Below are 11,720 nucleotides of genomic sequence, written 5' to 3'. Positions count from 1 at the left end.
GTAATAGATAATATAACCATGCCCACTTCGCACTCTAGCGAATGTGGGCATGGTTATAGGGTCAATACGAACAATAAATTAGAACGAGTAGCATGAATAGCTGATCCAATTTCATGGCATTCTAAACCTAACATACTCCTAATGAATAACAGGGATTAGGAAAGGGATGAAAGCACATGAAACATTGGCAGGTGGGCATGATCATCTGTTTGTGCACGATAAGTATCAGTATGGCGGGATGTTCTAAAGAAGTCATCAAAAAAGAAGTCAAATTATATAATATGGAATCTAATAAAGAGGGAAATATACGTGCTAAATCTCAAGGGAAGGGGCTAAACGGACAATTCCTGACAGAGATGAAAAGGTCTTTTGCGGATCAACATCTTCTGTTAACTAATGAGGCATATACGGTAGATACAAGAGGTAATATTAATTATTCGTATTTGATAAACGGTGATCCGGAGAATTATATTACAATGTATGTATTTACGGATGAACAAGAACGGATGGCAAGAATTGAACATTTATACGGGAATAATAGTGTAGTAGAGACTCCCGCTACGCGTACTGAAATTTATAGTTTAGAAGGTACAAGCTTAGTCTACACCTCTGCGGGCAAGCAAAAGGGAAGATATGATAAAGAAGTGAGACAGGTATTTAACACGTTGCTAAACAGAGTGGACAAGGTACAGTGAATTAAAGTGAACAGAAGTTCTTTATTTGTTATATGAAGCCGATATCTAATGAAATAAAATGAACTAAAGTTTACACCCTCATGCTCTACAGAATTCTGAAAAACCAAGAATATGGGGGTTCGTCTTTAGTTCATTCTATATAGAGCATCGTCTTTTTTTGTTCATCTTACTTCATATTATCTAGGTTTGTGAATTTCTCGTATAACGTGTTTCAGTTCTGGGATGATAATTCGCTCCAGCGCTAATTTGACAGCACCCTTGGAGCCTGGCATGGAGAACACGGCTGTATTTCCTACGGTGCCTGCAATTGCACGACTTAGAATAGCTGCGGAACCGATGTCTTCTGTGAAGCTTAAGAACCGGAAGATTTCACCGAAGCCTGGAAGTGTTCGATCTAATAAGGAAGCCACGGCCTCATAAGTTGTATCCCTTGGCGAAATACCTGTTCCACCGGTCAGCAATACAGCTTCAATGGTATTGTTATTGGATGCTTCAAAAATAAGCTCTCTGATACCCTCATATTCGTCTTTGACGATAACATAGTTAATAACGGTATAACCAGCAGTTTCTAGTAAACTCTTCATCAGTTGTCCACTTACGTCAGTCTCTTCATTTCGGGTGTCTGACACCGTAACGATCATACAAGATACAGAACTGGGTGCTTCACTACGATGCTGATCTACTGAATTCATTGTTCATCATACTCCTTAGATGTTCAAATGATGGTTGTTGTGTATACTTTAGCATAAGTCATCATTTATATTAGTGCAAGAAAGTGTGAAGGTTGATCGCAGTCAACGCTTGCTCCAAGAGGCTACCTATAGTAAAATCGGCTAAACACAGAAGGTTTTATATGGAGGAGAAATCATGAATAACCCCTTACAGAAGCAGGCAACACCTATATATATTTTGTCAGGATTTTTGGGAAGTGGTAAAACGACATTACTTCAGCAGATGGTATCTCATTGGCAGGAACAAGGATTGCGTCCTGCTGTGATCATGAATGAGATTGGTGATGTAAATCTAGAAGGCGTTCTAATAGAGGAAACAGTGCCCATGACAGAGATGCTTAGTGGCTGTATCTGTTGTTCTATAAGAGGCGACTTAAGTTTAGAAATTGCAAATCTGATCCATACCGAGTCTCCGGATGTGATCGTAGTGGAAGCTACGGGCATCGCCAATCCAATGGAAATTCTAGATGGGGTTACAGAAGCGGCTCTCTATATCAAAATTGATCTAAAAAGCGTCATTACGGTTGTTGATGCGGTTCACTTGTTGGAATTGTATAAGGAGCAGAAAGGACAGACCTATCGACTCATGCAAGAGCAGATTCGATGTGCATCCTATCTGATTCTTAACAAAATTGATCGTGTGAACGAAGAAGAGCAACTACAATTAAGAAATATTATATCGGGATGGAATGAGTTTGCACCCATTTTCCCGACTGTTCGTTGTGATATAGATATAGATCTATTATACAAGGAGGCTACATTCGATCCATCCTTGTTGATAAAGGTAGAATCAGAAGAACATGAACACAAGCATATGCATCATTCGCATGATCATGTTATGGTGTACACGCACTATTTCGAACACGCTATAGATAGCCAACAATTTGAAGAATGGGTCTCTCGGCTACCTCGTGAAGTGTATCGTGCGAAAGGGATTATATCCTTCAGTGATACTTCGAGCCGATTCTTATTTCAATATGCGTTCAGAGAATCAGATTTCTTGAAGATTACACCTCAAGGCAAGGTTCCTGATGTAGCTGTGTTTATAGGTGAACATTTCTCTAAGTCGGATCTAATGAACGGTTTGAATGCGTTGGAAAAAAGAGGAATAGTAAACTGAAGATATCCTGATTCGCCTGCCGTAGATGTGCCGAAGCATGTAAACAAAAGGTCGCTTAATTTCTACATACTTCTTTTCATGTAAAGTATTGCATCCGGTGTGGTGTGCAGGTATACTTATTGAAATCAAACGTCGATGAACGGGAGAGTAGTGAAGGTAATGAGCATTTCAGCGAGCCGGAAAAGGTGTGAGCCGGCATGATCATCCTACATGAAGCGCACCTGATGAGACGACTATTCCAAGCGAGAGTTACGATTTCATTCTCTTAGTAGAGTAGTCCGGCTGACAGCCGTTAAGTGGTCAACAAGCGGAACAGATAGCCTAATTCTATCTGTTCACTTAGAGTGGTACCGCGGGAATTGTAGTTCTCGTCTCTTTTATAGAGACGGGAGCTTTTTTGTTGTATACAGTAGAGGAGGAGAACGTATTATGTTACTACAAATAGCTATAGAAGCCATTCAGCCCCATGTATCTTTAAGTGTTGAACAAATTGGAGCCCTGTTAGAAACACCACCCTCAGCACTGATGGGGGATGTGGCATTTCCTTGTTACGCGCTGGCCAAAATTCAGAAACAAGCACCCCATCAAATTGCGGAGCAGTTAGCGGATCAAATTCAATTACATGGAGTAGAGGCTTCGGCAGTAGGGCCTTATGTCAATTTGCGTTATGACCGTGGTTATTATTCGAATATTCTTATGCAAGAAATTCAGCAGCCTGATTATGGTCAACTGAATGTAGGGCAAGGAAAAAGAGTGATTATTGATATGTCCTCGCCTAACATTGCCAAGCCATTCGGAATAGGGCATCTTCGGTCCACGATGATTGGGGCTGCACTCTATAATATGTATGAGATGGCAGGGTATGAGGTAGTAAGTGTTAATCATCTAGGGGACTGGGGAACTCAATTTGGTAAACAGATCACGGCTTATAAGCGTTGGGGAAATGATGAAGCATTGAAAGAAAACCCAATCAAGGAATCGTTACGTTTGTATGTTACTTTTCATGATCAAGTTGAACATGATGCAACCCTTGAGCCAGAGGCGAGAGATTGGTTCCGTAGATTGGAATCAGGAGACGAGGAAGCAGTTCGGTTGTGGAAATACTTTGTAGAAGTCAGTATGGAAGAGTTTAATCGGATGTATAAGAGGCTTGATGTGACCTTCGATCATGTACTTGGAGAGAGCTTCTACAATGACAAGATGGCGGCTGTGGTTCAAGATTTACAAGACCAGCGGCTATTGGAGCAAAGTGAAGGTGCGCTAGTCGTAAGATTGGAAGAGAAGGGAATGCCTCCCTGTCTAATTATGAAGTCCGATGGATCGACCATTTATCCGACCCGTGATTTAGCGACTGCGTTCTATCGGCATGATGTGATGAAGGGGGATCAATTACTATATGTCGTGGGTGGAGAACAAAAACTTCACTTTAGTCAGGTATTTGCAGTATTAGAGAAAATGGGAGCGGAATGGGTAAAACATTGCACACATGTTCACTTCGGATTAATGAAGTTCGAGGGTAAGAAAATGTCTACGCGTCGTGGAAAGATTGTTCAGCTTGAGGAAGTACTGGATGAAGCTATAGCTAGAGCACTACAAGTCATCGATGATAAAAATCCAGATTTGCCTAATAAGCATGATGTAGCAGAAGCTGTAGGGATTGGAGCAATTGTATTCGGCGACCTTAAGAATAACCGGGTGAATGAGGTAGATTTCTCATTGGAAGATGCACTGAATTTTGAAGGGGAGACGGGTCCATATCTGCAATATACTTACACAAGAACACAGAGTTTAATTCTTAAAAGTAAACTGAATGAAGATGAGCAAGAGCTTCTCAGTAGCACTCCTTCAGATCAGATAATAAATCCACTCGGAGAGTCTGGATGGGAACTTCTCAAAGTGCTTACTCGCTACCCACAAGCACTGAAACGTGGAATTCACAATAATGAACCGTCTGTACTCGCCAGATATGCTCTGGATGTGGCCCAAGCATTTAATCATTATTATAATAAGGAAAGAATTCTTGACCAGAATCAAGATCTTAGAACAGCAAGACTGACATTGACGCAATTAACAGGAGATTCTCTACAAAGAACGTTGCATATATTAGGTATTGGTACTCCGAATCGAATGTAAATAAGTGACCGATCTAGAATAGGTCTCAAGATGCTTTACATCCTTGTATATGTGGATATATATTTATATTTTTATGTTGTGAATAGGTATAATTACTCAATCATTAGATCCATGTTGATTGATTCCGCTTATTCCTTTAACATAAGAAGGAGTAATAAAGCAGATTAGCTTACACCTTAGGTGTAGGTCTTAAATAGTGAATGGAGCGGAACGCATGGGAAAAGATAAGCTGCTCGATAGTGATCATTCCAAGGATGTATTTGCCTATTTTGGACTTGCTGTATATTATTCGCAAGCTTTAGAGCAACAACTCGCCAATTTACTAATGCTTATGAAGCTATCGCAAGGGAAGATACCATCAGAAGAAGATTTCACAGAATTATATCAAAGTAAATTAAATAGTTCTCTGGGCCAATTGGTACAGGAAATTCAACATTACTTCCCCTTCTCAGAGGAAGAGACAATTCAACTTAAAAAAGTATGGAAGCAGCGGAATTATATTGTTCATGATTATTTCAAGGAACGAATTCAGGAGACTTTCAGTCCAGCAGGGCGTTCTAGAATGATACGTGAATTGACAAGTTTCAAGGATCAAGCACAGGCACTTGAAAAAAAACTTCAAGGTTATTCTCGAGAGCTGTACGTTAAGTTAGAACTGGAAAAAGATTTCACAACGAAATAAATATCCTAACAATCTCTAGTGTCTATACTAAATAAAGAGCCTCATTCCATGATTAGGAATGAGGCTCTTTAATATTTATAAAAATATAAGAAAGTATAAGTTTTCACTATACTTTGCTTATATTTCTACGAGACGGTTACCGTCCCTTTAAGGACGGCGAAGCCGTTTCTTCTTGTTCATTAGTATCTCTTAGTGAATATTACAAATCTACGATCACTTCTATTTCTACTAGAGCATCTTTCGGTAACCGTGCTACTTGTACTGCACTACGAGCGGGATAAGGTTCTACAAAATACCCACTATATATTTCGTTCACCACTTGAAAGTCGTTCATATCTTTTAGAAAGACCGTCGATTTCACGATTTGGTTCATGTTGCCGCCTGCTGCCTCTATAATTGCTTTTACATTATTCAAAGATTGTTTTGTCTGCTCCTCCACGGTTACAGGGAACAATCCCGTCTCTGGATCCATCCCGAGCTGCCCCGAAGTAAAGAGTAGATGACCTACTTTGACTGCTTGTGAATAAGGTCCAATTGCTTGAGGTGCTCCAGTTGTTTGTACAATTTCTTTAATATTAGACATCGTATATCTCCTCCACTTTTCTTATCTCTAGTTTTAAATAGCGTTATTATTTATTATGAAACGTTCTGTTCAGTATCGAACTCTTTCAACATTTCTTGTTGCTGTTCTGGCGAAAGCTTCGCTATACCGAAACCGGTGAAGCCCCAAAGTGCTGCGAATATGATACCTGTCCAACAAAGTACTGCCCAAGGTAAGTAATCTAATGTCGCCACACCGAGTGTCCCTGCCATATAGGCACCGGCAGCTGTCCACGGTAAGATAGGTTCGATAATCGTTGCAGAGTCCTCGATGGTTCTTGATAGGTTCTTAGGATGTAGACCTTTGCGAATATAAGTCTCGCGCAGCATTTCTCCAGGCATAAGAATTGAAATCTGACCGTTACTTGTAATACCAATCATCGATAGACCCACGATAATCGTTGTTACGATCAAGGAACCTGTAGAATGAACTAATCTCATCAACTTGTTAATAATAAGATCTAGTGATTTCGTTACGGAAATGACTCCAGCGAATGTAATCGCACTGAAACAAATAAGTAATGTTCCCATCATCGAATTCATACCCCCGCGGTTTAGCAAACGAGGTATATCCGGAATGACAGTTGCAAGATCGAAACCAGCCACATTCACCATAGATAAATTAAACCCACCTACTGCGGAAACCATGACATCTTGAATCGTAAATCCTTGAAATATCATGGCATTGGCCATGGCCACAATAGATGAAATAAGCATAACAGGAATCGTGGGTTTCTTGGTAAGAGAACCAAACAAGACGATAAGAACAGGAAGAATAAGTAACAAGTTCCAACTGAAAATCGTATCTAACGTACTCATAATCGTACCGACTTTTTCCGGAATGTTAACGCCCGCGCCACCTGTATTCAATCCTGTGATAATATATACTATCGCAGCAACAATAAAGGAAGGGATGGTCGTGTATAGCAAGTGACCTATATGTTCATATAAATTAACTCCAGTTGCTAGAGAGGCGATATTGGTTGTGTCTGACAACGGAGAAAGTTTATCTCCGAAATAAGCACCTGCAACAACTGCACCGGCGACAGCAGCTAGATTAGCATCCATACCTGCTGCAACACCCATGAACGCAACACCGATCGTTCCGGCAGATCCCCATGACGTACCTGTACAGATCGACACAATGGCAGTAACTAAGAACGCAGTAATGATGAGAAATTGAGGATTAATAATGTGCAACCCATAATAAATCATCATTGGAATAGTACCGCCAACCATCCAAGTACCAATCATGAACCCAACCGTTATCAAGATGAGGATAGCGGGCATCGTCTTAGCTATCTTTTCTGATATCGATCTGAGTATGTCATCATACGAATGACCCAACTTAATAGCAACGATCCCCGCCACAATGGCAGAGAGAATAATCAACGGCTCAGGAGGAAGTTCGAATAGTACATAACCTAAGCTCAGTAATACAATCATCGTAAAAACGGGTACTAATGCTAATAGTAGGGTAGGTGGCTTTATGATCTTTTGTTGTACTTCCTTTGGTTGTCTGGTTTGCTTAATTCCCATCATGTTCACCTCGGAATAGTATTGTATGAGTGCAATGTTGTTATTTATTAAATGCTTGGGTAGGCAGTGGCCATACGCTGTAGAGCTTCTTCAAGAGTCACCCGCGATGTGGCGACGTTTAGACGAATAAAGCCTTCACCTTGCTGACCGAAAGTTGTACCGAAACTAACACTAACTTTAGAGTCATCCAGTAACCAGCGTTTCAGTTTCTCATCATTTTTATCGAAGGACGTACAGTCAATCCAAAGTAAATAGGTGCCTTCCGATTCCACAATATGAAACTCAGGAAAATGCTCGGCAAAGAATTGCTTCACAAAGTGAATATTGCCTTCAATATACGATTTCACTTCTTCCAACCATCCATCACAAACCGTGTATGCAGTTTCACATATCGGCACTGCGAAGAATGTTGGGTTGTGAATTCCAGCTTCAACCAGACCTTTCTTGAACTTCGCTCGTAGATCCTCATTAGGAATAATAATGTTGGCAATTTCCAAGCTTGCCAGATTGAATGTTTTACTTGGAGAAGTACAAATAATGCTTCGTTGTGCAACTTGCTCAGATAATTTAGTAATCACGGTATGCTCATGGCCAGGCCGAATAAAATCCGCATGAACGTCATCTGATACGAGAAGGACATCATACAGGTTACACAAGTCTGCTAATCGGGCTAATTCTGAGATGTTCCATACGCGTCCAGTTGGATTATGCGGTGAACATAACAGGAGTACTTTTATCCCTTGTTTCATGTGGAGTTCCATGTCTTCAAAGTCGATTTCATAACGACCATTCCGATAGATCAACGGACTCTCAACTAGCTTGCGGTCATTCTCTGAGACAGCCTTCGCAATCGGTTGATAAGCTGGAGTGTGAATGAGCACGCGATCACCGATCTCCGTAAACTTTTGTAGAATAATTGAAAAGGCTTGCACAATTCGCGGACTGAATACAATCCACTCTTGAGGGATATCCCACGCATAGGCGCGCTTCATCCATCCCTGAACGGCCTCATAATAAGGGGGGTATAACTCCGTATAGCCGAATATACCGTGCTGTGCTATTCGAATCGTCTCATCAACGAGGGCTTGGGGAGCACGGAAGTCCATATCCGCTACAGACAACGGGATAACCTCCTGACCATATTCTGTGACTAACCCATCCCATTTGGCACAGTTTGTCCCGAATCGGTTGATTACTTCATCAAAATTTGTACTCATATCATTCCCTCCCATCTAATCCTTAACTTTCTGTAAGTAACGATAAACGGTGGGTTCAGACATATTACAAGCTTTCGCCACTTGTACGACACCGCCCTTGAGTAGGAAAACCCCTTCGTCATTGAATTCTTTAATCAATTCCATTTTCTCTTGGGCAGATAATCGATTAGGCGAAACGGTTGTTCTGGACATTACCGTCTCAATCATGTGTGCTAATAAGTCATCCATATTTCCTTGTAAGTATTCAGATACAGGTTTCTCAGCAGCAGTCACAACCGGGACTTTCGGGTCGGAAGGAAAAGCTCCACCACCTTCTAACAAATCCTGAATCCACTGAGCAGCGGTATCCAAATGGGTGACGTCGATATTCAAACACATCATACCGACCAATACACCGCTTTCATCCTTAATGAAGTAAGTAGAAGAGCGAAAGATTTGACCGAGTGATCCTTTCCCTTTATAGTTCGTGATAAACTGTTGCTCGTGATAAGCCCCACCTTTAAGGAGTTTCAATACAAGGTCCGTCGAACCGTCTCCCACTTTTCTACCACTAATGTGACCGTTTTCAATATGAACAATCGATCGTTCTGGATTACTAATATCATGTACAACAACTTCACATTTGGGTCCAACAATTGAGGCTATGAAAGAAGCCATTGGGAAATATTTCTCCAGAAAAAGATGAACGTTATTTGATTCCATGAAGTACCTCCAAATTCTCTGAACTACATATTATTGTCGAGATTTAATGATAATTTATCATCTTGATAACATATTATCATTAATAGGAAGCGTTTACAATAATTTTTATAATAATTTATTATCACTTATCGATTTTATGATTTAGAGCATGATTGCGTTTGATTTTTTAGAACACGCAAAAAAGAAGTTCCTCCCTAAATCTCATATGCTTAGGATTACAACTAAACACATGAGAGAAGGGAGGAACTCCAGATGGATCTTATTTGTTATAACGCTCCATTTGCTATGGGCTGACCTTGTAAAGATGCCATTGGTGAAGCGATAGTATTACCTTGCTGTAGCTGATATAGCTGATGGTATCGGCCACCAATCTTCAATAATTCATCATGGCTACCTCTCTCAACAATTTCGCCACGGTGCAATACTAGGATTTGATCTGCACTCCGGATGGTAGAGAGGCGATGGGCGATAATGAACGTCGTCCGACCTTTCTTCAGAACTTCGAGTGCTGATTGTATTAAGCTCTCTGTTTCTGTATCAATATTAGCTGTTGCTTCATCTAAGATTAGAATAGCTGGATCGAATGCAAGAGCACGGGCAAATGAGATGAGTTGACGTTGTCCGGCAGAGAGTGTACTTCCTTTCTCTACGACAGGCTCATCGAACCCTTGTGGAAGATGGGCGAGAATTCTATCAGCCCCAACATCACGAAGTGCCTTCTCAATCTGCTCTCGTGTGATTCTCTCATCTCCTAGGCTAACATTAGAGGCGACAGTACCTGTGAAGAGATAGGGGTCCTGAAGCACAATTCCCATATGTTGGCGAAGCCACTGCTTCGGTATACTCTTTACTTCTTGACCATCAATCGTAATGGTTCCCTGTTGTGGATCATAAAAGCGGAAGAGAAGGTTGATGATTGAACTTTTACCCGAACCGGTATGACCTACGAGTGCGATCGTCTGTCCTTGTTTCGCTTCAAAAGATATATTTTTGAGAACATAGTCTTTCTTGTAAGCAAAAAATACATCTTTGAATTCAACATTTCCTTTATAACGAGGCATTTGGCCATCCGTAACAGCTTCTCCTTCTTCATCCATTAATTCAAAGACTCTTCCAGCAGAGACCATTGAGGAGTCGAGTGCAGCTAGTTGGTTTACCATGCCAGTGATGGGTTGAAATAGACGACCTAATACATCTACGAAGGCATAAAGTACACCGAGAGACACTGCATTAGCACCATTCAATGAACCGAATCCGAAATAGGCTAGTAATACTGCAAATGACAAGCTACGCAGTACATTAACTAAGTTATGTGTTGTCCAGGCGTTAAGATTAAGCATCTTATTCTGGTGCTTCATATAATCTTGATTGAGTGCTTCGAATTCTTCATTGGTCTGTTTCTGACGTCTAAAGATACGAATAATTGACATTCCTTGAATAGATTCATTAATGATTGCATTGATTTCACTTAACCGCGAACGGATAATGGTGTTGAACTTCGTTGCAAATTTTCGGTACAAATAGATCCAAACGAACAGGATCGGAATAACAAAGAGACATACAAGCCCCAATCGGACATCGAGCATGAATAGGGCGACATAGACACCGGCAATATAGATAATACCAGAGCTAAAGTTAGCAAGGACTGCTACGAACAAGTCCTTGACGGCTTCTGTATCATTGGTAATACGAGATACCACTTTACCCGCGGGTAAATTATCGAAGAAGTGTACGGGTAGACGCTGAATATGAGCGTATACATCCGTACGAAGTTTCTGAATTACTTTGTTTGCAGATGCTTGTAGCCAATAGGTTTTACCAAATTCAGTGAAAATTGTAACCACTAATAGAAGAAGGTATAATCCGACCAGCTTCATAATGCCTGGAATTTCGGGCTTATAGAAGGTAAACAGCTGCTCCGCTGTTAAAGCCTTAGCAGGGTAAGAATTCTGAATTGTACCATTCGTAATCGTTAATTGCCCCTCTGCGTAGCTTCTTTTGCCAACGGCTACATCAATGGGCTGATTAATGAAGTAGAAGCTACGTCCCTGCTGGAGAACACGAATTTCATTCCCTTTAGGCTCATCCTCAGCGAATCGATCACCTCGCTTATAATAATGACCTTCATAGGGGACAGCTCCAAAAGAATCAGAAGAATTTGTCTCAAAAAAGGGTTGTTCAATGCCAAGCATATGATCATCAATCATGGCCTTGGCTATAAAAGGTCCCGCTAGCTCTGCCGCTACGCCGATACACAATGTAATAATAGCAGCAATAAACATCGCTTTAGCAGTCAGAGCA

10 protein-coding genes and 1 other annotated feature are annotated in these 11,720 nt (G+C 40.9%); of the genes, 4 read left to right on the top strand and 6 right to left on the bottom strand.

The annotated features are described in order from the left end of the window. Positions 1 to 176: 176 nt before the first annotated feature. Positions 177 to 695 carry a hypothetical protein gene (locus tag UB51_RS12140; protein ID WP_044877508.1) on the top strand — a complete coding sequence of 173 codons (519 nt, stop codon included), beginning with the start codon at positions 177 to 179 and terminating at the stop codon, positions 693 to 695. Between the two features lie 176 nt (positions 696 to 871). Here the strand turns inward: UB51_RS12140 and UB51_RS12135 are convergent, their stop codons facing one another. Further along, positions 872 to 1,387 (bottom strand): MogA/MoaB family molybdenum cofactor biosynthesis protein, encoded by a 516-nt coding sequence (locus tag UB51_RS12135; protein ID WP_044877507.1) that lies wholly within the window; start codon positions 1,385 to 1,387, stop codon positions 872 to 874. 175 nt (positions 1,388 to 1,562) lie between these two features. Here UB51_RS12135 and UB51_RS12130 point away from each other — a divergent pair, with 175 nt between their 5' ends. The 3 genes from UB51_RS12130 (at position 1,563) to UB51_RS12120 (ending at position 5,361) form a co-directional block, all read left to right on the top strand. Beyond that, a complete protein-coding gene (locus UB51_RS12130; RefSeq protein ID WP_044877506.1) occupies positions 1,563 to 2,546 on the top strand; it encodes a CobW family GTP-binding protein in 984 nt (327 codons plus the stop codon). A gap of 126 nt (positions 2,547 to 2,672) precedes the next feature. Beyond that, positions 2,673 to 2,925, top strand: a binding site (T-box leader). Between the two features lie 50 nt (positions 2,926 to 2,975). Beyond that, complete coding sequence (argS, locus tag UB51_RS12125) at positions 2,976 to 4,679, top strand: arginine--tRNA ligase (RefSeq protein WP_044877505.1); 1,704 nt, start codon at positions 2,976 to 2,978, stop codon at positions 4,677 to 4,679. A 214-nt stretch (positions 4,680 to 4,893) separates the two neighbouring features. Next, complete coding sequence (locus tag UB51_RS12120) at positions 4,894 to 5,361, top strand: hypothetical protein (protein WP_044877504.1); 468 nt, start codon at positions 4,894 to 4,896, stop codon at positions 5,359 to 5,361. Positions 5,362 to 5,560: 199 nt separating this feature from the next. Here UB51_RS12120 and UB51_RS12115 read toward each other — a convergent pair whose 3' ends face one another. From UB51_RS12115 to UB51_RS12095, 5 genes are all read right to left on the bottom strand, one after another. Further along, the gene (locus UB51_RS12115; protein ID WP_044877503.1) at positions 5,561 to 5,944 is read right to left on the bottom strand and encodes a RidA family protein; all 384 of its coding nucleotides are present in this window, start codon (positions 5,942 to 5,944) and stop codon (positions 5,561 to 5,563) included. 53 nt (positions 5,945 to 5,997) lie between these two features. After that, positions 5,998 to 7,503 carry a Na+/H+ antiporter NhaC gene (gene nhaC / locus UB51_RS12110; protein WP_044877502.1) on the bottom strand — a complete coding sequence of 502 codons (1,506 nt, stop codon included), beginning with the start codon at positions 7,501 to 7,503 and terminating at the stop codon, positions 5,998 to 6,000. 44 nt (positions 7,504 to 7,547) lie between these two features. Further along, complete coding sequence (locus tag UB51_RS12105; RefSeq protein WP_044877501.1) at positions 7,548 to 8,717, bottom strand: MalY/PatB family protein; 1,170 nt, start codon at positions 8,715 to 8,717, stop codon at positions 7,548 to 7,550. A 15-nt stretch (positions 8,718 to 8,732) separates the two neighbouring features. Beyond that, the gene (locus tag UB51_RS12100; RefSeq protein ID WP_044877500.1) at positions 8,733 to 9,419 is read right to left on the bottom strand and encodes a helix-turn-helix transcriptional regulator; all 687 of its coding nucleotides are present in this window, start codon (positions 9,417 to 9,419) and stop codon (positions 8,733 to 8,735) included. Positions 9,420 to 9,685: 266 nt separating this feature from the next. Further along, a complete protein-coding gene (locus UB51_RS12095) occupies positions 9,686 to 11,701 on the bottom strand; it encodes an ABC transporter ATP-binding protein (RefSeq protein WP_082063304.1) in 2,016 nt (671 codons plus the stop codon). Between the last annotated feature and the right edge of the window lie 19 nt (positions 11,702 to 11,720).

This window comes from Paenibacillus sp. IHBB 10380 (assembly GCF_000949425.1).
Lineage (GTDB): Bacteria > Bacillota > Bacilli > Paenibacillales > Paenibacillaceae > Paenibacillus_AQ.
This window is presented reverse-complemented; position numbering and strand designations above follow the sequence as displayed.